Origin of the sequence: Chloroflexus aurantiacus J-10-fl (assembly GCF_000018865.1) — a bacterium.
Taxonomy (GTDB): domain Bacteria; phylum Chloroflexota; class Chloroflexia; order Chloroflexales; family Chloroflexaceae; genus Chloroflexus; species Chloroflexus aurantiacus.
This window is the reverse complement of the sequence record NC_010175.1, coordinates 395355-420408: the sequence shown is the minus strand read 5'-3', so window position 1 is coordinate 420408 and position 25054 is coordinate 395355. Positions and strand designations below refer to the sequence as shown.

Below are 25054 nucleotides of genomic sequence, written 5' to 3'. Positions count from 1 at the left end.
CCTTACTCTGCGTAGCTATAGAGAATCTCGTCAATCATTGCGCCATCAAGATCGTGTTCGTCACCGAGTGCCTTGATCCGGGCAGCGGCAGCACGGGCCTGGGCTTCGCTGAGCGTAATGCCCAGTTCACGCGCACGTTCGGCGACAGCGTGCCATCCAACCAGCCGATGGGCAATCGCGATAGTGCGCTGCCGACCGAACAGATTGGGATCAAGCACTTCATAGCTGCGCGGGTCGCTCAACACCGCTTTGGTATGCATCCCAGCCTTGTGGTGGAACGCGGTCGGACTGGTAATACACTGGTTGAACGGAATCTCAATGCCGAGCATCGTTGCAACCGTCTCATCAATTTTGGGCAGCAGATCGAGGCGATAGCGTTGCACGCGGGATGGATCAATGCTGGCGATGCGCGCAATCATACCACTCAAACTGGCGATCCCATTCCGTTCACCGATGCCGAGTACCGTCACATCAAGATGCGTTGCACCGGCCTCATAGGCCGAGAAGGTATTGGCAATTGCGCAGCCGCTATCATTGTGGCCGTGAAATTCGATGTCGCACTGTACTTCGTTACGTACTGCCCGCACCACGTCGTAGACCTGGCGTGGGGTGGCGATGCCCACCGTATCAGCCAGACCGACCCGTTGCACACCCATTGTTTCAACGGCGCGGTAAATACGGATCAGATCGGCGAGGTCGGTACGAAAGCTATCTTCGCACGAAAAGCGTACTTCAATGTCGTGGTCACGGAGATAGCAGATCACACGTTTGGCCTCAGCCAGGATTTCGCTCAGGCTGCGACCGTGGCTTACCGTGCGTAACGGTTCGGACGTGGCAAAGAGCAGATTTGCACCCTGCGCGCCGTGTTCAACAGCGAGCCGAGCATCGGCCATATGGCAGCGGATATGGGTGAGGATGCGGGCACGTAAACCGCGACGGGCGATAGTTGCAAGATCACGCGCACTTTGTGGTGAGGCAGCAGGGGAGGTGAGTTCGATATACTCTACGCCAAAGGCGTCGAGCATTTCAGCAATGGCAATTCGTTGAGCAGTTGTAAAGCGAGCGCTGGCGAATTGTTCGCCTTCGCGCAATGTCGTATCAACAAAAAACAAGCGCTCAGGCAGTGACATAGATCAGCACCTCTCTCACTTGACAGGAGCCAAAGAGTTCTGGCCGGCAATAGCGTGGCGTGTAGGCGATTGGGCTGACGCTAGCAATGTGTTTCATACTTCCCTCCGTACAAACAATTGACCCGGCGCACCGTAGGTCTGGTGAGCCGGGTCTTGTCTCTTACGCACAGCAGACAAGCAGAGCTAACCAGACCTCTCGTCCGGCTTCTTCGCTTGCTTGTTCTGCTTGGCGAAAAGATTCACGTTTCTCATAGTGCCACGAATATATCTCTTACAATGCCACGAATATATCAGGAGTCGCTAATTGTGTCAAGTGAATAGTCCTGGTGGAGAAGCTATGTCGTAAATCCACGCCGGAAATAATGCGCGGTGATCTATGACTGGCCCTTCCATCGGCAAAGTCCGGGGGTATTACCGGTACGATCCGAACGGACAGGGAGATACCGTCAGCAGTGGCACCATCTATAACTACGCGGGATGCGGCGAACGAGGGGGGCGAAAGGGGACGTGGTGGATCGCGGGCCGGGCATTGGCAGGTAGGGGCGGGTTCAAAACCCGCCCCTACAGACGTTGCGCGTTCCCGATCACCTTGCCATCGCGGATGGGGTGGTCGTTCTCAATTGCGCTGCCAGACGGGGATGCCGGGTGTGGCACGATATGCACGAGGGGATGAATAGGGGACGTGGTGGATCGCATGCCGGGCATTGGCAGGTAGGGGCGGGTTCAAAACCTGCCCCTACAGACGTTGCGTGTTCCCGATCACCTTGCCATCGCGGATGGAGTGGTCGTTCTCAATTGCGCTGCCAGACGGGGATGCCGGGTGTGGCACGATATGCACGAGGGGATGAATAGGGGACGTGGTGGATCGCGGGCCGGGCATTGGCAGGTAGGGGCGGGTTCAAAACCTGCCCCTACAGACGTTGCGTGTTCCCGTTCACCTTGCCATTGCGGATGGGGTGGTCGTTCTCAATTGCGCTGCCAGACGGGGATGCCAGGTGTGGCACGATATGCACGAGGGGATGAATAGGGGACGTGGTGGATCGCGTGTCGGGCATTGGCAGGTAGGGGCGGGTTCAAAACCTGCCCCTACAGACGTTGCGTGTTCCCGATCACCTTGCCATTGCGGATGGGGTGGTCGTTCTCAATTGCGCTGCCAGACGGGGAGGCCGGGTGTGGCGCGGTATGCACGAGAGGTGTGACGAAGGGATACCCGGTAGCCCCACTCCTCTCACGCTGTTATCCCTCTACTCGATGACGCTTATAACGAATTGGTATGGAAAGTTGTCACTTTGTCACCCATAATTTAGAAGGATTTACGTTGACAAATTTTTTATATTAGCGTATGCTTACGCTCAGCGTTCGCAGATAAAGAGCACTGCAATCGCTTACTCGCCGGTTTGCAGACGTGCCTGTGCATCTGCTGGAATGATCGCCTGAAGATATGTGTTTCGGCTCAACCCCGCCGTCAAACCCGGCCCTGATCAGGGGGAGGAACTATGAACCCGGCAACCGTTCGTCATGTACTTGAGCAGATCAGCATCCCGGACGATAGTACTATTAGCCGCACCATCTATCAGGACGATCAGATCAAAGCGGTCTTATTTGGTTTCGCTGCTGGTCAGGAGCTTTCCGAACATACGGCGGCCACACCGGCAATCATGCACTTCGTGCAGGGTGAAGCACGGGTGACGCTTGGTCAAGAGGTTGTCGAAGCAAAACCCGGTACCTGGGTGCATATGCCGGCTCATCTGCCTCACAGCATTCAGGCGCATACGCCGGTGATCATGCTCTTGCTGCTGTTACGTGGTACACGGTAGGACGCGCGTCATGCAGGTTTACACGCTGTTGAGATAGGTATATGCAGCAGCATAACTCTGCCGCAACAACAAAGCCAGCGCCGGTACGCCTGCGCCCAATTGCCCTACCGATTGAACACGGTGGCTGGAGCATGGTGGGTGCACCCATCGCGTTAGGGTTATGGCTGGCACCATCACCAGCCGGGTTCTGGTTGAGTCTGGCAGCATTAGGTGCCTTTCTGGGTCGGCAGCCACTGAAGCTGGCGATTAGCGATTATCGCCGAGGGAAGCGCTATCCACGCACCGTTTGGGCCGAGCGGTTTGTGCTGGGTTATGGCGCCATCACCTTGATCGCTGTTGGCATGGCCTGGTGGTATGCGGCGTTCTCCTTCTGGCCGCCGATCATACTGGCTGTCCCCTTCGCAGTGGTTCAGTTGTTCTTCGATCTCCGGAAACAAAGCCGGGCGCTGCTTGCCGAACTGGCAGGTGCTATTGCCATCAGTGCGCTGGCAGCCGTGATTGTGATGGCAGCCGGCTGGACATTGTGGTCGGCGCTTGGGCTGTGGTTGTTACTTTCGTTGCAGGCAGTCACCGCTATCGTCTACGTCAGAATTCGCCTGCGACTGGCGCGCAACGAACCTGCCCATCGCGCACCGGCCTTGATCTTGCACCTGGCGGCGCTTGTGACCGTGGCCGGTTTGCTAAGCATCGGTTGGGTAAGCTGGCCGGTACTGTTGGTGTTTGCCTTGCTGTTTATGCGTTGCTGGATTGGTCTATCGCCGCGTAGTCTTGCCACGCCAACGCCACTGGTTGGGGTGCAAGAGGTGATAGTCGCTTTGCTGGTGGTGGTGGGAATCAGGTTTGGATTGTCATAACAATACGTTGCGCCTGTTCTGGCTGTCCTCTCTGTGGTGCAGAGACACCGGTCGCTGTTCCCCGTTTGGATGCAGGTAGAGTGCCCCAATGCCGAAAGTCGCCTGGTGATGGTAGAGACAGGCAATCTTAATTTAAGAAGTATTTGGTTGACTAAATTGGATTATTAGTGTATACTAATAAAGTCAATAAGGTTCTAGTAATTGGGGAGGAGATACATGCTCTTCACACGAAGGAAAAAGGCCGGAATAACACTTGTTGGGTTCATTCTTCTCGTAGTATCGCTGGTGGCCTGTACGAATCAGAGTGCATCACAGACTGCCCCTCAGACTATTCGGGAAACCGTAGTCGTCACTCAGGAAGTTCCTGTTCGGGAAACGGTAGTTGTGCGCGAGACAGTGGAAGTTCCGGTTGAGGAACCGATTGTCTACGTCTACTCTGCCCGTCACTACGGCCAGATGGAAACGGCGTTTGCCGAATTTACAAAAGAGACGGGCATTGAGGTGCGGTTTACCTTTGGCAGCGATGCCGAATTGCGTGAGCGGTTGAAAGCTGAGGGGCGCTTCACACCGGCTGATGTGCTGTTCACGGTCGATGCCGCCAATCTCTGGCTGGCAGCGCAGGAAGGTTTGCTGCGTCCGATCAATTCGGATGTGTTGGAGAGCAATATTCCCGACTATTTGCAGGATCCGAGCAATCAGTGGTATGCTCTCTCCCTGCGGGTGCGCACCATCGCGTACCATCCAGATCGGGTCAATCCTGAAGAGATCGCCACCTACGAGTCGCTGGCCGATCCAAAGTGGGCAGGCCGCATCTGCTGGCGCCCGTCAACCAAGTCGTACACCCAGTCGCTGGTGAGCAGCCTGATTGTCCACCACGGCTACGACAAGGCCAAAGAGATTGTGACTGGCTGGGCACAGAATGCCAAAGAGTATATTGACAGCGACACGCGAATTTTGCAGACCATTGCCGAGGGAGGATGCGACATCAGTGTTGTCAATCACTACTACCTGGCTCGCTTGCTCAGTGAAGACGCCAATTACCCGGTTAAGCTCCTCTGGGCCAATCAGGCCGAGCAGGGTGTGCATGTGAACGCTAGTGGCGCCGGTGTGACGACATACGCCCGCCATCCAGAGAATGCCATTCGCTTGCTTGAGTGGCTGAGCACCGAGCGCGGTCAGCGTCTGTTCGCCGACAGCAATTTCGAGTATCCGGCAAACCCCAATGTAGCACCGCATGAGCTGATCCAGCAGTGGGGTGACTTCAAGCGCGATACACTGCAGATTAGCGAGATTGGCAGTCTGCAAGCTGATGCGATCAAGCTGATGAACGAAGCCGGGTATCAATAAACCGGGTTGTACCCGATAATTATAGAGGAGTCAACGGGCGATGCGCAGTATGATCGTCCCGTTGACTCGCCGGTATTGGAACGTCATGCTGATTAAACGTCAACAACTTGCCGGAAACTGGTCACTCCCGGATCGCTGGAGTATCATTGCCTTCCTGATCGCCGGGCTGGCGCTGTTGCCTATCGCGATCATTTTGCGCATGCTGGTGCAGCCTGCCCCCGATGTGTGGCAGCATCTCTGGGCCACCCGGCTGGCCGAGTTCCTTTCCAACACGGTTGTGCTGTTGATCAGAGTTGGTCTCGGCACAACGCTGCTGGGTACGGCGCTGGCCTGGCTGGTGACGGCGTATCGTTTTCCTGGTCAGCGGCTGTTCGATTGGGCATTGATGCTGCCTATGGCGGTGCCTTCGTATGTGCTGGCTTTTGTCTTCATGGCGACGTTCGATTACGCCGGTCCGGTGCAAAAAGCATTGCGCGCCTGGTTTGGGAGCAGTGCCTGGTTTCCGTCGATCCGCTCTGGCGGCGGAGCGATATTCGTCATGACGCTGACCCTGTACCCATATGTCTATCTATTGGCACGTGCTGCATTCCACGAACATGGCCGGGGCACGTTCGAGGTTGCCCGCACACTTGGCGTGACCCGTCTTCAGGCATTCTTGCGGGTTGTGCTGCCGATGGCGCGCCCCTCCCTGGTTGCCGGCCTTTCCCTGGTGTTGATGGAAGTCTTGACCGATGTCGGTACGGTACGCTTTTTGAATTTTCCCACTCTGAGTGATGGTATCTTTCGGATCTGGCACGGCATGATGGATCGCGATGCAGCGCTGCAATCAGCCGCAGTGCTCCTGCTGTTTGCCTTCGGCGCGTTGCTGATTGAACGCTATACGCGAGGACGTGCCCGCTATGTGCAAGAGGGTTCGCGTGGACACGGCCTTGCCCAGGTGCCCTTAACCGGTTGGCGTGCTCTGGCCGCCACCCTGGTATGTAGCTTTGTATTGGCCACGGCCTTTCTGCTCCCGGTGTCGCAATTGATCCAGTGGAGTGTGCATGAGTTGTGGCACCGGATGCCTGAAGGCTTGCTGGCGATCTACTGGCGCCATGTGCGGGCAACCCTGATCCTGGCCGGTGCCGGTGCGGTTATTTCCGTCCTGGCGGCAGTGTTGCTGGCTTATGGCACACACCTGAGCCGTTCGCCGGTGACCCGTCTGGCTGCACGGGGAGCAACTCTCGGCTACGCCATTCCGGGCGCTGTGATCGGGTTGGGTGTTCTCTTGCCGCTGTCCTGGCTGGATCATACCCTGAACGATGTGACCTACCAGTGGTGGGGTGTGTTGCCAGGGTTAATCTTCACCGGTTCCATCACCGGTCTGATCTATGCGTATGTGGTGCGGTTCATGGCGGTAGCTCACTCAAGCGTTGAAGCCAGTCTGGAAAAGATCTCACCCGGCATTGAAGCCGCAGCCCGTACCCTGGGCGCCAGACCAATTCGTGTCTTATGGCATGTGCATCTACCGCTGATTCGCGCAGGTATGTTGACCGGCGCTGCCCTGGTCTTTGTCGATGTGATGAAGGAACTTCCCATCACCTTGTTGCTCCGGCCTTTTGGCTACGAAACACTGGCGCTCTGGATCTGGCAGAACGTGGCTGAGTCGTTGTGGAGTGAAGCAGCTTTACCGGCGTTGACCATTGTGGTCGCTGATTTGCTGGTGGTAGGTATTCTTATTCGGTCGGCAACCCTGAGAGGCAGACATTCCATCGAGAGAACATAGCATTGGTTAGAGGAGACGTCTGATGAATTTCAGCGCAGAACCGGCACTTCAACTGCAAAACGTTACCCGACGGTACGGCAAGGTTGTCGCTGTGAATAACGTATCTCTGGCGGCAGCGCAGGGAGAATGCCTGGTGATCGTTGGGCCTAGCGGTTGTGGCAAGACAACCCTGCTCCGTTTAATTGCCGGTCTGGATGTCCAGGATGAAGGCAGCATCAAGATCCAAAACCGTATCGTCAGTGGCAAGGGGGTCTTTGTGCCGCCAGAGAAACGGCGGGTAGGGCTGGTGTTTCAAGATTATGCCCTCTTTCCGCATATGACGATAGCCAGAAATGTGGCGTTCGGTCTCCATGGCCGGTCAAAAGCTGATGTGCAACGGCGTGTGTACGAGATGCTCGAGATGGTACATCTGGCCCATATGGCAGACCGCTACCCACACGAGCTGTCCGGTGGCGAGCGACAGCGCGTAGCCCTGGCGCGTGCCCTGGCCCCGCAGCCTGATATTTTGTTGCTCGATGAGCCTTTTTCCAGTCTGGATGCCGGTTTGCGAACCGCAATGCGCGAGCAGCTTCAGAGTCTTCTGAAAGAGATCAATATCACGACCTTCTTTGTCACGCATGATCAGGAAGAAGCACTGCTCCTTGGTAACCGGGTGGCGGTTGTGAATCAGGGGCGTATCGAACAAATAGGCACGCCTGAGCAGGTGTTCCACCAACCCGCAACTCACTTTGTAGCTGAGTTTTTTGGCTATACGGTGTTCATTTCAGGGCGGGCCACCGCTGATGGTCTGGAAACCGAGCTTGGCTTTTTGCCACAACGTCTCTCGTTGGATTCAGGAGCGGAAGTGAATATCCTGGTTCGTCCTGACGATCTGACCGTATATCCTGATGAGACCGGTCAGGCGTACATTGCTCGCACCGGTTTTCAAGGGATGCACTGCATGTATCAGATTGCGTTGCCGTCAGGCCGCACCATTTACAGTCTGATGCCCCATACCCGTATCTATGCACCCGGCACCCGTGTGCGTGTCGAGCTGCACCCTGGTCACGATCTGGTGTGTTTCCGGAATGGTCGTGCGGTTACTGATGTTGGCAGGGGGGAGGGTGTGGAGGAGATAGAAAATAGGAGATAGGAGATAGAAGATAGAAGATAGAAGATAGAAGATAGAAGATAGAAGATAGAAGATAGAAAGAGAAGGTAGTTTGTTGTTTGGTGTGCGGAAGCCAGACATTTAACTCATTCCCTTCCTGTGGGTTGCGCCAGAGCACCGGTCATTGACGATGCGCACTATTGTTACGTTATCGTGCTGTGGTGACCGGTATGGTCTGTGCTACTTCTCCTTACCCTTAAGCCCACCACTCATAGCTCAACACTACGGTCATGGGCATCCGGTCTGCGACCCTACCGATACGTTCACTGCACTGCTTGCTCTCACCAACATCGCCGCTGCTATTGTGTGTGTCCTCGCTGTCTGAACCGATTCCCGGAACGTGTCCTGGGCTAAATCGATAACATCAAAATATGGTTGTAAAGAAGTCACTGTGCGCTATCCTAATGATCACCATGAGGTAATACCTGAGTGCGGAGTCAGTGTTTCCGCTATGTACGCTGTGACATTACGTGCCGGATTGGCTACCGTTCACGCTCAGGATACCCGCTTTGGGCAGTTTGGAGTGTAGAAGCGTAGCTTCCGTACCTACCTCACTAAATTCCAGGCGCTTGTCGCAGCAGTCTTCCACAAGCCGTGATTGATAATTTACCGGTCAATGCTTTTGACAGAAATGCGGTTTCGGCAGAAATATACTCTATGAAACTGTTGTTTTCTTGCGATACTTCCGTTTATGAAGCCAGGAACGGATGATAAGATCGTAAGCATCTATAACCAGGACATCATCATCTTCTGTTTCAAAAAGACATAGATTGTTCTCAGTCTTTGTTCTAATTAAAATCATCGATGAGCATTGCTTTGCTCTACTCGCAGCTTTCAACTTTTGCCTGGCAGTTGCAATATCTTCATCATCTTTTTGAATTCGTACAGGTATGGGCTGCTCATCTATAAACAAAAATCCATCTATGCCGCTGTTCCTTTCGACAGGAACGGCATCAAGTGCTTTTAACAGGTTTCGTTCATAGTTAGACTTCATCCGAAACCCTTCCTCGCCGACGACGAGCAACTGTGACTCGCTTTTGATAGGCTGGCGTAATCGTTCTTCCGACAGGCTAACCGCTTCTCGCGATATATCAATGCCAATATATGTTCGTCCGAGTAACTTTGCAGCAACGAGTGTTGTTCCACTACCGCAGAAAGGGTCTAGTACGCTGTCCCCACTGTCGGTTGCGATTTTGATGATTCGCTCTAACAACAAAACAGGCTTCTGCGTAGGATAGCCAACTCTTTCCTTTGCTTTTGGGTTTAGGAACGGGATATACCAGACATCAGAAAGCGGAACTCCTTTTTTCTCCTTACCTGCGACAATGTTACCGTGTTGATCGCGACGATATACCGACTTTCCTTTTTCATTGCGCGCTCTTGCCTGTAAAATCTGATCAATGTTTGTGGTTGGTGAATAGTCAGTAAAAAGAACATTAAACTTAAAGTTCTCCGTCTTACTGTAAAAATATATTGTCTGATGAGCCGGGAGAAGACCTTTTTTTGAGTTTGACCATCGCCGATATGTCCAGATAATCTCACTTTGAAAGTGTTCTGGGCCAAATATCTGATCAAGAAGTACACGAAGATGATGGGAGGCTGACCGATCACAGTGAACAAAGATGCTACCAGTATCCTTAAGCACACGTTTGCACTGTATCAAAACCTCTCTCATAAAGGCAAGATATGTTTCGATAGATTCCCAGGTGTCTTCAAATGAATACGATGCATTACCATCGCGATTGACAAGAGCATGGGTTTTTTGTGTAAAAAATGGCGGATCCATATACACAAGATCAATGCTGCTGTCATTTATACTTTGTAAAACAATTCTACAATCTCCACAAAGCACTGTCATATCCACTCCTTTCATTGCAAATCTTTTGCAATATTGACCAGAATCACCTTTAAATCAATGCCTGTTCTGGTTCTTACATATTCCCACGCATCATCTCCAGTATAACATGCTCCTCCGATACCCTGATAGACGGTTTTTATGGTCTCTTGTATCCTTTTGGCCTGCTCTCGATTAGGGTAGAAGAACATAACTCTAACTGGATAAAAACCGTGATCTTTAATAACCTTTATCCGTGCATGTTCTTTGATAATATGATCGCCATCAGTGGTAGCATCACGCCATTTGATCTCTATTGCCTCCCTATCTATCAGGCAATCTATGTGAAATTGCCGTGGACGCTGACCAGATGTGTTCTCTACTTGCGCACGTCTCGCATGAGGGAAGCGTTCTTTGAAGCAGAGAAAGGTAGCTTCTTCCAGAAATGCGCCGGCATATTTGTAAAGAAATCGTCCTTTGTTTTGATACAGATCAATTAATCTTCCTTCATCATCTTGTATTCCTAGAACTTTATATATCAGATAGTGTGATTGATCGTCGCTTTCTAATTCTTTGGTGCGAGTTTCGATCTTGTGTTGTAGCTCTTGAGCATACTTTGATGCTAATGAACGAATTTTGTCTGTAACACTTTCCATATATCTGTACCCTTAGATTGTGTCTGTGAGGTCCGCATTCGCATTATTATAGAGCAAATGAGCATCGGCCAGGCAGTATGGGTGTCTGCACTGGCCTTTGTTTCCTCAATAAGCGTCACCTCATTAATCACTGACAAGCTAGATGATTCATGATGTACATGCACGTCGTCCTGTATCCAACGAGATACTGTATCTAACAAAGTGGCCGTTGCGACACGTGTCTGACATTGAGCACAACTTCTGCAGAAGCCATGCGTTCGCACTCCAAACCGCTCGACACGTGTATCCCTGAGCGTGAACCACAGCCAATCCGGTATATCATACACCGCTTGCACAGTAGAAACGCTGGTACTGCACATCCATACTCAAGTGGATCACCCGTCTGGATGTTGGACAGTGTACAACAATAACTCCTATAACACCAGATTTGATATTAGGCCGGACTGCTGATTTTGTCTGGGGATTGATTGCAGCTGCTTTCGTCTGAACAGACGAAAGCCTTGGTTACATTCAGATTGTCGCAAGCACTTCTAATCTCCCTTACAGTGATACGTGATCAACTCCATTATCCCAAACCACGGTCAATACGACCAGACTGCCCGGTAGGCGCACTAGACGACCTACGTACCACCGCACAGCTTTTCAACGCAGCTCGACCCTTTGTTGTGATAGTAACAGAGTTGCAGGTAGCGGCAAGCGATCATTCTTGCGCGTGGCGTAGGAATTGCCGCAGATTTAAGAAAGTATTTGGTTGACAAAAGTTTTTTATTAGCATATACTAACCTCAACAATTCGATGAGTGAATCCATCCTCTTAGTGCTGTATGATGTCTGTCGGTCCTGGTCACAATCACCCTCTTGCAATGTCGAGAGGAAAGCGTGTTCGCTGTTCTCGCACACTTCTGGTGAGATGAAGGAGTATATATGATCGCCGTCGTGTACGGAAGTTCAACCGACAATACCAAAGGTGCCGCCAGCCTGATCGCTGACATGTTGCGCGCTAAAACGACGGTACCGGTCGATCTGATCGATGTCGCTACCGTGAAGCGTGATTTGCGTCCGCTTTTGCGGTATTGGGTCTGGATTATCGGTTGTCCGACCTGGAATATCGGTGAATTGCAAGACGATTGGTATGATGCGTTTCCTCTGCTTGACCAGCTTGATCTGCAGGGAACCATTGTCGCTCTGTTCGGATTCGGAGATCAGCAGGGCTATCCCGATACCTTCCAGGATGCACTCGGTATTCTTGGCCGAAAAGTTCGCGAACGCGGGGCAATGATCATCGGGCGCTGGCCAATCGATGGTTATGATTTCTTTCATTCACTTGGAGTCGAGGATGGTATGTTTTTTGGATTGGCTCTTGACTATGAAAATGAGGATGAAAAGACGATAGCTCGTCTTCAGGCATGGGTTGATCAGTTACTATCCGAACTGGCTGCGCATCCCGAAGGGATCGTTCGCAGGGATGTATCGGGAACTCACCTTATTCATCCATGAGGCGTTTAGAAGCTATGCGTTTCCACCTGCGAGCTGACAACTGTACGTTCGTCGTTTATCTTCCTGTCATTCACCGTAGTAAGGAAGGTTTCATGCCGAGACTTGATAAATCGGTGCCGACGACTGCCGATCCGCTACGCTGGCTCAGTCGCGATTGGTTGCTGGTAGGGAACATCGGCCTGCTCAGTGGTCTGCTCCTCTCCGGTTTGTTCTGGCTGGTACTGCTGCCACTCGTTCATCTGTGGTTGGGTGTTATAGGCTTACTTCCACTCGTGATTGGCATGGCATTAATCTGGTTTCCGGGTGCACTGGCTGCGGTTGCGGTCGGCAAGCCGGGAGCTGCACTGGCGGTACAGGTTCCCCAGGCCATCGTGCTGTTGCTGCTGACTCCTATCGACGGCGAAGTATTGCTTGTCTGTACGTTCTTTGCGCTCGTCGCCGAGCCGGTTATTGCCCTCTGTACACGTTATCGACGGTTAACTCCAGCCCGACTCGGCTGGTGCGGTTTGTTCGTCGGTGTTGGGATGGTGATTCTGTTTGGATGGTTGTTCCCCTTTGTCTTTACCTCACTACCCCTTAGCGCGATGATTGGGTGCAGTGCGGTTGGTCTGACCTGTCTGTTGGGGATATGCGCGGGTTGGATTGGCCAACGATGGCTCAAAGCATAGATCGAGGAACGTACCGATGCATCGGATGGTATTATTTGCCATCCTTGTACTCTTACTATTGTCCGCCTGCACAAGCAGTACCTCAACTGCACAATCATTGGAAGTAGTCTCAACGACTGACTCATACCGTCTCATTCGTCATGTGTTCGGCGAAACGCAGGTGCCCCTCAATCCGTCACGGGTGCTCGCGTTGGGGGAAGAGGGTCTCTTGATTGATCTTATTGATAGCGGGATGCGGCCGGTGGCGGCAAGCGTGAATCTACCAGATCGCGTCCCATTACTTTCGGCTGAAGAATTGGCTGGAATAGAGCTTTTCCCGTCGGCTGGTGATATTTCACTTGAGACCCTCAGCACATATCAGCCCGATTTCATTATCGGTACCGAATTTTTCATCGACCAGATCGGCTATCGGCAGCTAAGTCAGATTGCGCCAACAGTGGCGTTGAGTGGGGCAACTCCGTTGACGCAATATATCGAAACGCTTACCGTCTTTGGGCGCGCCGAAGAGGCTCTGCGTGAAGTTGATGCCTTGCGCGCCGAAATTCAGCGTGTGGCAATAGCGCGTGGAACTGCAACGCAACGGGTTTCGTTGGTAACAGTTTATCCTGGTATGAATGTAGCGCTCTGGTTCGATGGTCCCTCGCCGATTCCATTGTTAGTTCGCGCATTGGGACTACAGATTCGCCCCGATCCGACCACAACTACCGATCTGAATATTCGGAATGGACGGGCATTTATTAGTCTGGAGCAACTATCCATGGCTGATGGCGATATGATCTTCCTTCTGCAAACCGCAGACGTTGAAGGTGAGGCAAGTGCGGTTGCAGAAATGATGGATCATCCGCTTTGGCAACAACTACCGGCAGTGCAGGCCCAACGGGTGGTTGAGCTGGATCGGATCGGTTTTCCGGGTTTGCGCGGCCAACGAGTATTACTGACGATGTTGGAAGAGATTCTCGCCTCTGGCACGTAAGGAGAAGTCATGTGTCGTAAACTTACGATCCTGGCGCGCGACAGCGCCACTCGCATTGTTGCGCAATGTGAACATGGGACAATTCATCTCTATTGGACGCGAGCAGCGCTCTTTTTACATCCAGCCGAGCTGATGCCCTTGCTCGCGCTCGTTCAATGCTGGAAGCCAGAGTTCGATGAGGCACGAAGCGAACCCTTTTTGATCATCCGGCAACCCGATGGCTCATTGCATCTCTGGTATCACGAGATTGGTGTGTGTCTGAGTCAAAGCGATCTGTACGATCTGGCTGCTCTGCTCTGGCATGCCGCAGCCCGCTTGAAACTACTCAGCCCTGATTCATCGCCACCACCGAGGCATCCACTCGAACCGAGTCGACCGGTGACGTGTGTGCTCCCGCGTCCCGAATGGCGGAATTGATGTCGGTAGGAGGCGAAAGGTTTGGCTGGTGACAAATGCTCTATTATTCTGGATGGTGGTTGTAATCTAAAACATGGCCAGGAACAAAGCATTACTATATATCTGCTCACGTGGTCAGTTGTGAGTCTACCGTGTTATTATGGAGAGCGGAAATTCTGCTTCCGCTCTCATTGTTCACATAAACAGGTCAGCTGTCCTGTCTGTCAATTTTTGAGATGTGTTCTAGCCATGGAACATTGTCCTACCACTTCGGTCCTTAGGATCGGGTGGCAAGCCTAAGTAGCGTTGGCGTAAATCATCCCACAATTCCAGTCGTGACCAGTCTGGTTCCCGACGAAATTTCATCTCGTCGGTAAGAAAGGGATTGGGTAGAAAGATATAAATCTGGTTTTCACCTTTGCCGTTAAATAACCGTATGCCCCAGCTACCAACCGTTCCATCCGGGTTGAGCCTGCGGTAAAACTCAGCCCTCCCTGTACGACGATGCCGGGCAAGTTCGGGATCAACTGGCCGTGTCTTACTCCCCTTATGTTCGCCAATGCATAGATGGAAATGCCAGACCCCGAAGTCAACTGTCAGGTACCCATCGAGCATACCGATGCGCTGAGGTGGCTGGGTTACTTTAATCTCAAACACCGCGCCCTGAATCAGTGGTCCAAAATGGATTTTATCCCAATGATCACGAAAAAGTTCTGTCATCAGTGCGGTGAGAGCTGCCTCATCTGGTTGCAGCGGAAAGATTTCCAGGGTTCCATTACCCGGTTCTTCAACGATGAAAGATTGGTTCGTGGTCGTCATCGCTTGTCTCCTGTGACTGATAAGGGTAGGGCATCCCGCGTAAAAACGTAACCAGATCACGCAGAGAATGGAAGTTTTTCACCGTCTGCCGGTTTAATTGCATAAGCCAGAGAGGGTTTTGCTCATTGCCGTGAATAGTGATATGCAGTGCTGCTGTATCATCTGCCTGGTTGCATTGATAACCGGCTCGCTCCAGTGCATGCATTGTCCATTTGTAGATCAGACCATCACCGAGCAGTACGGCGTGGCGTGATGGCGGTTCGTGCAGCCGAAACTGGCCATGAAAGCGGTCAAATACAAGATTGTTACCGGCGAAAGCCTTCTCAAACGCTCCACTCAGCACGAGATCCTCTGGCGCACCGGCCTGTATCTTGCCGTCAGGTGTCATCAACCAGAGCAGATCAGCAGTTCGTATGGCAAGATCAAGATCGTGGATAGAAAGGATGACAGCTTGCCTCATTTCATGGGCCAATCGGCGGAGTAAACGCATCATCTCGATCCGGCGCGGGAGATCGAGAAAGGCCATTGGTTCATCGAGCACCATCACATGCGGTTCCTGAGCTAAGGCACGCGCTACCATTACTCGCTGTCGCTCACCATCACTCAATTCGTGAACGAAGCGACCGGCCAGTTGTTCTGCCTGTACGGCGCTGAGTGCCCTCTGGATAACCTCTTCATCATGTGGTGTCAGTTTCCCGATCCAGTTCGTATACGGATAACGTCCTAGTGCAACCAGATGGTACACCGAGAGCTGACCCACTTCAATTCGTTCGGTGAGTACGACACTGACACGGCGAGCAATATCTCGTGGTTTGAGAGTAGCGATGTCAATACCATCGAGCAGGACCCGTCCGGCTAGCGGTGCTTGCATACCGATCAGTGTGCGCAAGAGGGTTGACTTACCAATACCGTTTGGTCCTAACAGGCAGACGACGTCACCTTCATTGAGGGTCAGGTTGAGTTGATCTGCAACCACTCGTGCCTCTCCACGCCGATTGGCATAGCCAATACGGAGATGTTCGGTAACCAGAATGGAGCGGCTCATAACCCAAAAACTCCTCGATACCGTTGCAGAACGACCCACATAACGATGGGTGCACCGAAGAGTGCGTTGATGGCATTGAGCGGTAAGACGATACTATAGCCTGGCACCTGGGCGATCAAATCACCAAGCAGGGCGATTGTTGCTCCAATCCACATACAGGCAGGGAGCAGAATACGATGATCGGCGGTGCGGAATAGTGCTCGACAGAGATGAGGAATGGCAATGCCGAGAAATGCAATTGGGCCACAGAATGCGGTGATTGTACCAGCGAGGACAGAACTGCTCAGGACAATACCACATCTCGCCAGTTGAATATCCATACCCATACTGCGTGCGTATGCCTCGCCTAGCAGCAGGGCGTTAAGTACTTTTGTCAGGAGTAATGCCAGTATTAACCCTATTCCGATGGTCGGTGCCAGTACCTGCATCTGGCTCCATGTTACCCCACCAAAGTTGCCAAAGCTCCAGGCGATGTAGGCCTGAATACGCTCAGCGATACTGAAGTACAGCAGGAGACTGACCACAGCACTGGTTACATAGCCTATCATCAGACCCAGGATAAGTAAGGTGATGCTACTCCGCACTCGTTGAGCGAGGGTGAGAATAATCATCATAACCATACCGGCGCCGAGACTGGCGGCAACTACCAGGCTCACGTTACCGAGTAGGCCGGCAACTGCGAGGAGTGCTGTGTTTGCCGCACCAACACTCAGTACAACGATGGCTACTCCCAGACTGGCACCTGAACTAATGCCGAGAACGAACGGATCGGCCAGAGGGTTGCGAAACAGGGTCTGCATCTGCAAGCCGCTAACACCAAGCGCAGCACCGGCCAGCGCGGCGGTCAGTGCTTTGGGAAGACGAAAATCATAAATGATTGTGACCCAGGATTTCCGTTCGGCCTCCTGGTACAAGAGAATACTCAACACCTGTTCGGGTGGGATAGATACCGATCCTAAACTAAGACTCAGCAAAAAGATGCATAGCGTCACGCCAACCATTGCCAGTAGAACCAACGGTTGCAAGCCTGGCCGTGGCCATCGTGTAGATTGTATCGCTGCTGAGAGTGTTTTTGTCATGCTCATCTCTCTATTCTTACTCACTGCTCATGCAACTGGTGGAAGATATGCTCAACTACCGGTCTGTTTTGCACCAGATGCTCACGCACGATGCGTTCGAGAACGGTTTTATCAACGTGATGGTACCAAATGCCTTCCGGGTAGATCACAACGATGGGGCCAGCGGAGCAGACTCCCAAACAGGGTGTCGTGCCCCGCTTTACCCGGCACGGATTGTGATAATTCCCCAAAGGCCCTAATAGTTGCGCCAATTGTGCATATAGTTGTGGAGCCGTGCCTTCTGGATCACAATAGCGTCCAGTACAGATAAAGATGTGGCGCACATATGGGTTCATTTGGGGTTTCGACATCGTTCACCTCTACGGTGTCAGTTGCTGATAGAAGAAGAGTTCGTGATCCGGCAAGAGTTCTGGGTGGAAAATCTTGATCAAATCTGCCAGGATCAGATGTGGATTCGTTACACCGGTCTCCCAATAATCGTTGCCACCATTCTCGTTTAATCGTTTATTGTTGTTGAAGACCGCGCCATTCTGGAAGGCAGCAAACTGTGTAAATCGTTCATCCATTTGTTGCAGTTCGCTCAGGCTCTTGGCACTACCGGGGTTCAGCCAGAAGGATGCATTCTGAGCACGCTCGAAGACCTCTTCAAAGCTTAATTGCTGACTTCCACTCGAAGTGTCATCAGCCCAGAGGTAGTTTGCCCCGGCATCGGCCAGCAGTTGCGCAACATAACTCTTTCCACCGGGCATATACCACGTGCCGCGGAATGGGGCATTCGCAAAGACGGTGGGTTTTTCAGCTACGGCACGGGCTTTAGCTGCGATGTCGCGGTAGCGTTGGGCAATGGCGGTATACAGTTCGTTTGCTTTCGCTTCCTGGTTGAAAAATGCAGCGGTGAACTTGATCCATTCAGCGCGCCCAAGTGGTGAGCCTTCCATGTATTCACTGTTTAAAACAACATTCAGACCGGCTTCCAGGAGTTTGGGGTGAGCGTCGTACTCGGGATTGCCAACCCCATATGTCATAATCAGATCTGGTTCGAGATCGAGTGCCTGTTCAACATTGACCTGACCGCCACTGCCAATTTCTACCAGTTCTCCAGCGTCGATCTTCTTGCGCACTGCTTCGTTGTTGATGTACAGAAAACTATCGACACCTATCAGCTTATCGAGCACACCTAGCCCGTCGAGGTGTGGAAGTTGCGTTGTAGACATTGCAATCACGCGCTGCACTGGAATTTCAATGATCAGTGCATTGTCGCTAGCTGGTGGTGGTGGAGTACCGCATTGCACCAGTATGTATTGGAACTGGGTGTCGGCGTTTCGCCATGGGTTGAGAACCGTAATCACTTTGTAGTGGTTGAAGTACTCGATTGTCCAACCGGTTGCATCGCTGAGCGTAACCTTTTCTGGAAAATAGTCAATCTCCGGATCAAACTCGCTTACACACTCATCGGTCAGATTTGCGGTCGGTGGTTCAAGCACTGCTACTGTTGGGGCGACTGTTGGTACAACGGTCGGTATAGCGGTTGCAGTAGGGGCTGTCATTGCTGCTGTCGAGTTCGTTGGGACAGCGGTTAAGGTGGGGGAACTGGTTTGCTGATTGCCACATGCAACGAGCAGATGGATAAGGACAAGTGCCAGGATGCGGAATAGGAAACGACGCATGACTCTCCTCCATAACAAGACAACAATTGTCTCTAAGAGAACACAAAGACATGCCGACAGCAGGTAATACTGTTGGCTACGACACGCGACAGACGGCTTTGATGGATGGTCAGATTATGTTGTTGGTGTGTAATGTGGGATCCCGGGCAAGCCAGGTGAGCAGTTGTCACTACTCATAAAATAACTCCAGTCTCTTCCGAGAGCTGGAGTAACACATCTTGCCCGCATAAGTATAAGTAAAGCGGGGTACATGTTCTCCTCCTTAGCTCGAGAAGGGCCGAACATCATCACATCGCGGCAGGCGTCCTGGCTTCCGGCTTTCTAACCGGTTACAGTTGCGGCACAGCGCTGGACTTGCACCAGCTTCCACCTTTACGCCCTGGCATCCGGGCCAACGGGTCACCGCGACGATATGAACTTGTCGAACACGCCTCACATCATAGCAGACAAGAGGCGATAATGCAAGGTGGTGTTGAGGATAACGCAAATGTGATTGAATGCGGAAGCAAGATATTGAGGCACTATGACAAAAGCCCCCTTTCGCCTGTAGCGAAAGGGGGCAATTAACAGCTTATTCTGACCTGATCAACACTGCTAAACCCTGTTCACTTCATTATCGTTTTCTCTTAATCCCTTAGCTACGCACGCTCCTACTCACCACCCGTTGTTCCCGTCGGTTGTTCGCTGTTCGGGGGTGTTGGTTGAGCGGTTGGTGTTTCACCGAGCATACCATCGGTTGGAATGCTCAACATTGTCAGCAAGCCGTTGTCACCACTCACCAGACGGGGGAGGATGCCGTCCCAACGTTCGATGAAGCGCAATTGGAGCAGTTGCGGGCTAACGACTTCACCGAGCAACCGCAGCGACTCGGCTTCGGCGCGGGCAATTTCCAGGCGCGCTTTGGCTTCGGCTTCGGCGCGCGCTACCTGCTGCTGCGCCTCGATCCGTGCCCGCTCAAGTTCGCGTGCGGCGCGCAGGGCATCTTGTTCGGCGACCTGCTTGGCTTCGATGGCACGGGCAAATTCAGGGCTGAAATTGAAGTCGGTGATTGAAACACTCTCGACAATCACACCGCGTGGGGTCAGCCGTTCACTCAAGATGTTCAGGATCAAGTCCGACACTTCGGGTCGGCGAGTGATCAGCTCTTCGGCAGTGAAGCGAGCAGTTGCAGCCTTGAGCGCCTCCTGAATGGCTGGATCAACAACCCGGCGCTCGTAATCTACACCGATCTCGCGCACCAGTCGATCAACCTGCGAGGCGTCAGGACGATAGTTGATGACAACCTGGGTAGTTACGGTCTGAAGGTCACGCGAGGCAGCACTTGAGTTCGACTCGTAGCGTTGAGTACGAACTTCAACCACTGTGACCGAGGTGATGAAAGGAGTGCGGAAATGCAGTCCTTCGTCAAGCACGCCGGTAATCTCGCCGAACGTCTTCAACACACCGCGGGTACCGGCTTCAATGGTGGTTACTGAGTTGCTGACAACAAAGATGGCAATCATGATCAGCAGCACAATCCCGACCGCTGCTGACATTGACCATCCGCGCATGGTTGAGGTAGGAAATGGTTGACGATTCTGATTCATCGTTTTGCTCCTTCTATATATCACCTGACATTGATTACAAAACCGTTGATTGACAGGCTAAATATCTCTATAATGGCAGTATACCTGATTCGGATGGTACATGAGTGGGGATGAATTCCACATCTTCGCCCTGTCAATCAGCTCTCTAACACATTATTAGCACCTCGTTGACCGGTGACTAACATCGATCCATCATAATACTGAAGCAGAAGTGATAGGGACGGTTCTACGTCCGCATTGAGGTGAGGCTATGACCGAGCTTGGACGCTGGTTGATCGGTGCTGGTGTCATTTTGGTTGTGATCGGGCTGGTCGTGCTGGCTGCCGGTCGTTTGCCCTGGTTGGGTCGCCTTCCCGGTGACATCCTGATCGAGCGTGATAATCTGACGATTTTCATCCCGCTTGGCACGATGCTGGTGGTGAGTCTGATATTGACTGTCATCGCCAATCTGATTGCCCGCTGGTGGCGATGATAGTCGGAAAGGAAGCGCTTATGATTGATCGGGAAGCAGTGCAGCAGATACGGGCTGATCTGGGAGCATTGCAGCCGCCGGTCCTGTCGTTGTACGTCGAGGTTGATCCAACCCGGCCCGAAAATGAGCGGCGCGCCTGGGTGTTGCGCGCACGTAATGCAGTGAAAGCCCTGGCAGTGCCGGCTGAGGTTGAACAAGTGGTACTTGCAGCTCTTGAGGCGGAGATTGCTCCGGAGGCGCGCACGCTGGCCCTGTTCGCTGCCGCGCCTGCGACCGAGCGCAAGAGCGCAACCGTCGCGGTGACGAAGGTGCCACTCCATATCACGCTGCCTTTAATCGACATAACAAACGGAAAAGTAGAGGCGCGTTGGGGCGAACCGTACATTGCGCCTCTGATTTACGCGCTCGATCAATACGAGCGTACCGCGGTGGTCTGGTTGCGCGGTGAAGGCTGGCGTTTCTTCGAGGTCTTTCTGGGTGAGATTGTTGAGCATACCGACGTGTTCCGGAGCGTTGAAGCCGATCTCTGGCAGCAGGTCACCGAGTTTGACCCCCGCCGACTGCGGGATGATCTACGGGCACAGGCGATGGGCAATCGTGATCGGTTTGCCCGGCGCATGGAGAACATTGCAGCGCGCTATCTGCAACGGCTGGCCGAACTCACCGAACGCGCACTTGATCATTTCCGCATTCGCCGACTGGTTCTGCTCGGTCGCGAAGAGGCAACCAAACAGTTTGCCGATCTGTTACCGCGTTCCGTTCGGCAGATGGTTATTGCGCATGTAGCCGATTTACCGCATCCCGATGCGTCACCAGCCCATGTGCTGGCAAAGGTGCTGCCGGCGCTAGAGCAGGTCGAGCAGAGCCACGAACAGGCATTGCTGGAACAGGTAACGCGCCAGCCCGGTGTATGGGGGATTGATCCAACGCTCAATGCGTTGCAAGAGGGCAGGTTGAGCGTGCTGATTGCGCCATGGCAGCTCGATGCTCAGGTCTGGATGGCGTCTAATGGGTTGCTGGCCGGGAGTCGTGAACAGATTGCGACCCTGGTTCCCGATGGCGAAGCACAGCCGGTTGCATTGCGTGATGTCCTGGTTGATGCATGTGCCGCGTTTGCGACGCGGCTGGAATTTGTGTCCGGCCCTGCCCAGGATCACCTGTCACGCGATTTCGGCGGTCTGGCCGGATTGTTGCGCTGGTAAGTTGCCGGCTCACTCTCCCGGTGTGGTGTAGTGGGCATTATTGCTGCCCGCTACACCTGATTGCCGGTGTTACCCTATCATCACAACATCATCGCACGGTGATGAGAAGACTATGGAATTCAAAGATTACTATGCCATCTTAGGACTTAGCCCGGATGCCGATGAGCAGGCCATCAAACAAGCCTATCGCAAACTGGCCCGTCAATATCATCCTGACGTTAATCCGGGCGATAAGAAGGCCGAAGAGCGGTTCAAAGAGATAAATGAGGCGTATCAGGCGCTGAGCGACCCCGAACGGCGGCGCAAGTACGATGAATTGCGTTCGTATTATCAGCGCTGGCAACGCAGCGGCGGTCGCGGCGATTTCAATTGGAGCCAGTGGCAGGCTGCACCTGGCCAACAGGTCTATACCTACAATGTCTCGCCGGAAGACCTTGAGGACCTGTTTGGTGCCGACAGCCCGTTCTCTGATTTCTTCAGTTCAATTTTCGGTCAGCCCCAGTTCCGGCGTGCGAGTCGGGCGGCCCGTGGACGCGATCTTGAGGCGCCGGTAACCGTTTCGCTCGAAGAGGCCTTCTCAGGCACAACCCGCTCGCTGCAGGTCGGTGACCGCCGGATCGAAGCCCGCATCCCGCGTGGTGTGCGCACAGGTACCCGCGTGCGGTTGAGTGGTCAGGGGGCACCCGGTATTGGCGGCGGGCCGGACGGCGATCTCTATCTGGTCGTTGAGGTGGCGCCGCATCCGCAATTCGAGCGTGACGGTGACGATCTGACGACGACCATTGCGGTCGATGCCTTCACTGCGGCGGTAGGTGGCGAAGTGCGGGTGCCAACGATTGACGGTTCGGTGACGCTGAAGATACCGCCCCGCACGCAGGCAGATCGTGTGTTCCGTCTGCGTGGCAAAGGGATGCCGCGCCTGGAGAATCCCGCCGAGCGCGGTGATCTCTTTGCCCGCGTGAAGCTGGTGTTGCCGGAGCCGTTGAGTGACGCGGAGCTGGCTACGTTGCGTGAACTGGTGCGAAAACGCCAGCGCTAGGGAGAGATGCACCACAGAGGCACCGAGAGTACAGAGAGTGATAGCGGATAATCAGGTGGCAACTGAGGTTATACATATCCTCTGTGTCTCTGTGGTGAGAAATGCACCACATTAGAACTACATCATTGCGAGGTGATTATGGAGCGTCAATCTGGACGCGGTCGCTGGATCGTTCTTTTTATCGAGCTGGCCCTGCTTGTCGTAATTGCCGGCGCTTTTGTCTGGACAGCATTCACCGGCAATCGTCCGGCGACCATTGTCGTTGCCCCGTCTCCCACGCCGGTTGTATTGCCGGCGCCGACGGTCGTGCCGCTCACCGCTACCGATCTGGAAGCGCAGATCGCTGCCGTCTACCGCGAAGCTGGTGTCAGTGTGGTGAATATTACCAGTCGCTCAATCAGTTACGATTTCTTCTTCAACCCGGTACCACGGCAGGGTAGTGGTTCGGGCTTTTTCTACGATGACCAGGGACATATCGTTACCAACTATCACGTGATCGCCGATGCTGACGAACTACAGGTGACGCTGGCCGATGGTCAGACGGTGCCGGCCCGGATTGTTGGCAGCGATCCGTCGAACGATCTGGCCGTGATCAAGGTTGATCTGCCGACAGCGACAATTCGTCCGCTGCCAATTGGCGACTCAACCCAGGTCTATGTTGGTCAATTTGTGCTGGCTATCGGTAATCCGTTCGGATTGGAGCGTACCCTGACCTTTGGTATCGTCAGTGCTTTGGGCCGAGTGATTGAGAGTCCCAACCAGCGCTTTATCGGCGAAGTGATTCAATCCGATGTCGCGATCAACCCCGGTAACTCCGGTGGCCCGCTGCTCGATCTCTCCGGTCGGGTGATCGGTGTTAACTCGGCGATTCTCAGTCCGAGCGGGGCAAATGCCGGGATCGGTTTTGCCATCTCGTCTCGGACTGTCCAGCGGGTTGTTCCCGTCCTGATCCGTGAGGGACGCTATCCGCATCCGTCACTGGGTGTGCGTGTGATCGAGTTAACCCCACAGCGGGCCAGTCTGTTCGAGCGAGCCGGTATGCAGTTGCCGGTAACGCAGGGGTTGCTGATCGCAGAGTTGATCACGAACGGGCCGGCGGCCCAGGCTGGATTACGCGGCCCTGATCGCCTCGTGCGGGTAGGTAATTTAAACCTGCCGGTCGGCGGCGATGTCATCGTTGCCGTCAATGATCGGCCCATCACGACCAGTCAAGACCTGCTCGTCTATCTTGAGACCGAGACACAGGTAGGCGAAACGGTGCAGGTCAAGATCATTCGTGATGGTCGTGAGCAGGTGGTGCCGGTAACGCTGGCTGAATTGCAATTCTAAGCTAAGGAGACACCGCCTATGCTTGTGCGACGGATGAGTTTAGAGGAGCTGGCTGTAGCAGTTGGTCTGCCGGTACCGGTCTTGCAATACCTGACCGACATGGGGTACATTCATCCCGTTCCCGAATTACCGGCAGCCGAGTTTGCTGAGTTACGCCTGATCCGCCGCCTGATCAATGATCTGGAAGTGCCTTCAGAGGCGGTTGACATCATTTTGCACATGCGCCGACGAATGCTGGAGATGCAGCGTGAAATTGCCCGGTTACGGGCAGAACTGGCTTATCGGCGTGCGTTTGAACACAGTCGCAACTGGATCGATGCTGAGTGGTACGAGTAGCGTCCTCAAGCGAACACCGTGACGTCTGGTGGGGCAAAGTGCCGGCTCGTGAGGGAGTGTTGCAGTGTGGGGGTTAGGCTGGTCATATAGCATATTAGATCACAAACAGGAGGTGCGTTATGCCCATCTATTCAATAGATTTTCGGCCTTTTGATTATCTGACCGCCGAATTATCGGCGCTCTGGTGGTTTTACCTGTCGCAGGGACTTGCCCTGATCGCGCTCGGTGTGGCGGTGATTATCTGGCCGGAGCTGCTGGCCTTCCTCGCCGCAGCTTTTTTCATCGCGATTGGGATTGTCTTGCTGGTGTTGGGTTGGCGGGTACGACAGGTCAAACGTCGTTATGAACTGTTCAAGCGCTCGTTTATCATCGAGGCGTAATAGAAAAGGACGTG

23 protein-coding genes and 1 riboswitch are annotated in these 25054 nt (G+C 53.4%); of the genes, 15 read left to right on the top strand and 8 right to left on the bottom strand.

The annotated features are described in order from the left end of the window. Positions 1-2: 2 nt before the first annotated feature. The gene (gene lysS / locus CAUR_RS01680) at positions 3-1130 is read right to left on the bottom strand and encodes a homocitrate synthase (protein ID WP_012256235.1); all 1128 of its coding nucleotides are present in this window, start codon (positions 1128-1130) and stop codon (positions 3-5) included. A gap of 1496 nt (positions 1131-2626) precedes the next feature. Between lysS and CAUR_RS01675 the strand changes: the two genes are divergently transcribed. The 5 genes from CAUR_RS01675 to CAUR_RS01655 all read left to right on the top strand — a co-directional run bounded on the left by CAUR_RS01675 (position 2627) and on the right by CAUR_RS01655 (position 8045). Continuing rightward, a complete protein-coding gene (locus CAUR_RS01675; RefSeq protein ID WP_012256234.1) occupies positions 2627-2947 on the top strand; it encodes a cupin domain-containing protein in 321 nt (106 codons plus the stop codon). Positions 2948-2988: 41 nt separating this feature from the next. Continuing rightward, positions 2989-3801: a YwiC-like family protein gene (locus CAUR_RS01670; protein WP_012256233.1), complete on the top strand. Its 813-nt coding sequence runs from the start codon at positions 2989-2991 to the stop codon at positions 3799-3801. 216 nt (positions 3802-4017) lie between these two features. Further along, positions 4018-5148: a Fe(3+) ABC transporter substrate-binding protein gene (locus CAUR_RS01665; protein ID WP_012256232.1), complete on the top strand. Its 1131-nt coding sequence runs from the start codon at positions 4018-4020 to the stop codon at positions 5146-5148. Between the two features lie 40 nt (positions 5149-5188). Next, positions 5189-6913 (top strand): ABC transporter permease, encoded by a 1725-nt coding sequence (locus CAUR_RS01660; protein ID WP_012256231.1) that lies wholly within the window; start codon positions 5189-5191, stop codon positions 6911-6913. Between the two features lie 22 nt (positions 6914-6935). Next, on the top strand, positions 6936-8045 hold the full coding sequence (locus CAUR_RS01655; RefSeq protein ID WP_012256230.1) for an ABC transporter ATP-binding protein: 1110 nt from the start codon (positions 6936-6938) through the stop codon (positions 8043-8045). A 673-nt stretch (positions 8046-8718) separates the two neighbouring features. On the opposite strand, the gene CAUR_RS01650 is transcribed toward CAUR_RS01655, so the two are convergent. Then, positions 8719-9921, bottom strand: coding sequence for a DNA-methyltransferase (locus CAUR_RS01650; protein ID WP_012256229.1), 1203 nt, complete (start codon positions 9919-9921; stop codon positions 8719-8721). Between the two features lie 11 nt (positions 9922-9932). Next, positions 9933-10553 (bottom strand): ApaLI family restriction endonuclease, encoded by a 621-nt coding sequence (locus CAUR_RS01645; protein ID WP_012256228.1) that lies wholly within the window; start codon positions 10551-10553, stop codon positions 9933-9935. 923 nt (positions 10554-11476) lie between these two features. On the opposite strand from CAUR_RS01645, the gene CAUR_RS01640 reads away from it, so the two are divergent. From CAUR_RS01640 to CAUR_RS01625, 4 genes are all read left to right on the top strand, one after another. Continuing rightward, positions 11477-12049, top strand: coding sequence for a flavodoxin (locus tag CAUR_RS01640; protein ID WP_012256227.1), 573 nt, complete (start codon positions 11477-11479; stop codon positions 12047-12049). Positions 12050-12141: 92 nt separating this feature from the next. Beyond that, on the top strand, positions 12142-12717 hold the full coding sequence (locus tag CAUR_RS01635; protein WP_012256226.1) for an ABC transporter permease: 576 nt from the start codon (positions 12142-12144) through the stop codon (positions 12715-12717). 16 nt (positions 12718-12733) lie between these two features. Next, on the top strand, positions 12734-13690 hold the full coding sequence (locus tag CAUR_RS01630) for an ABC transporter substrate-binding protein (RefSeq protein WP_012256225.1): 957 nt from the start codon (positions 12734-12736) through the stop codon (positions 13688-13690). Positions 13691-13699: 9 nt separating this feature from the next. Beyond that, on the top strand, positions 13700-14107 hold the full coding sequence (locus CAUR_RS01625) for a hypothetical protein (RefSeq protein WP_012256224.1): 408 nt from the start codon (positions 13700-13702) through the stop codon (positions 14105-14107). A 222-nt stretch (positions 14108-14329) separates the two neighbouring features. Here CAUR_RS01625 and CAUR_RS01620 read toward each other — a convergent pair whose 3' ends face one another. From CAUR_RS01620 to CAUR_RS01595, 5 genes are all read right to left on the bottom strand, one after another. Then, positions 14330-14905, bottom strand: coding sequence for a DUF7676 family protein (locus CAUR_RS01620; RefSeq protein WP_012256223.1), 576 nt, complete (start codon positions 14903-14905; stop codon positions 14330-14332). Beyond that, on the bottom strand, positions 14874-15950 hold the full coding sequence (locus tag CAUR_RS01615) for an ABC transporter ATP-binding protein (RefSeq protein ID WP_012256222.1): 1077 nt from the start codon (positions 15948-15950) through the stop codon (positions 14874-14876). The genes CAUR_RS01620 and CAUR_RS01615 overlap by 32 nt, the downstream gene beginning before the upstream one ends. Continuing rightward, positions 15947-17029 carry an iron ABC transporter permease gene (locus CAUR_RS01610; protein WP_012660424.1) on the bottom strand — a complete coding sequence of 361 codons (1083 nt, stop codon included), beginning with the start codon at positions 17027-17029 and terminating at the stop codon, positions 15947-15949. Before CAUR_RS01610 ends, CAUR_RS01615 begins: the two co-directional genes overlap by 4 nt. A 359-nt stretch (positions 17030-17388) precedes the next feature. Beyond that, complete coding sequence (locus tag CAUR_RS01600) at positions 17389-18696, bottom strand: ABC transporter substrate-binding protein (protein ID WP_012256219.1); 1308 nt, start codon at positions 18694-18696, stop codon at positions 17389-17391. Between the two features lie 279 nt (positions 18697-18975). Further along, a riboswitch (cobalamin riboswitch) is annotated at positions 18976-19118 on the bottom strand. 228 nt (positions 19119-19346) lie between these two features. After that, positions 19347-20282 (bottom strand): prohibitin family protein, encoded by a 936-nt coding sequence (locus tag CAUR_RS01595; protein WP_012256218.1) that lies wholly within the window; start codon positions 20280-20282, stop codon positions 19347-19349. A 250-nt stretch (positions 20283-20532) separates the two neighbouring features. On the opposite strand from CAUR_RS01595, the gene CAUR_RS01590 reads away from it, so the two are divergent. From CAUR_RS01590 to CAUR_RS01565, 6 genes are all read left to right on the top strand, one after another. Continuing rightward, entirely contained in the window at positions 20533-20754 is a 222-nt protein-coding gene (locus CAUR_RS01590; RefSeq protein ID WP_012256217.1) for a DUF2905 domain-containing protein, read from the top strand. Positions 20755-20774: 20 nt separating this feature from the next. Continuing rightward, positions 20775-21956, top strand: coding sequence for a VLRF1 family aeRF1-type release factor (locus tag CAUR_RS01585; protein WP_012256216.1), 1182 nt, complete (start codon positions 20775-20777; stop codon positions 21954-21956). A 112-nt stretch (positions 21957-22068) separates the two neighbouring features. Next, entirely contained in the window at positions 22069-22995 is a 927-nt protein-coding gene (locus tag CAUR_RS01580) for a DnaJ C-terminal domain-containing protein (protein ID WP_012256215.1), read from the top strand. A gap of 138 nt (positions 22996-23133) precedes the next feature. Continuing rightward, a complete protein-coding gene (locus tag CAUR_RS01575; protein ID WP_012256214.1) occupies positions 23134-24324 on the top strand; it encodes a S1C family serine protease in 1191 nt (396 codons plus the stop codon). An 18-nt stretch (positions 24325-24342) separates the two neighbouring features. Further along, on the top strand, positions 24343-24660 hold the full coding sequence (locus CAUR_RS01570) for a chaperone modulator CbpM (protein ID WP_012256213.1): 318 nt from the start codon (positions 24343-24345) through the stop codon (positions 24658-24660). A gap of 119 nt (positions 24661-24779) precedes the next feature. Further along, positions 24780-25040, top strand: coding sequence for a hypothetical protein (locus CAUR_RS01565; protein WP_012256212.1), 261 nt, complete (start codon positions 24780-24782; stop codon positions 25038-25040). The last annotated feature ends 14 nt before the right edge of the window (positions 25041-25054 follow it).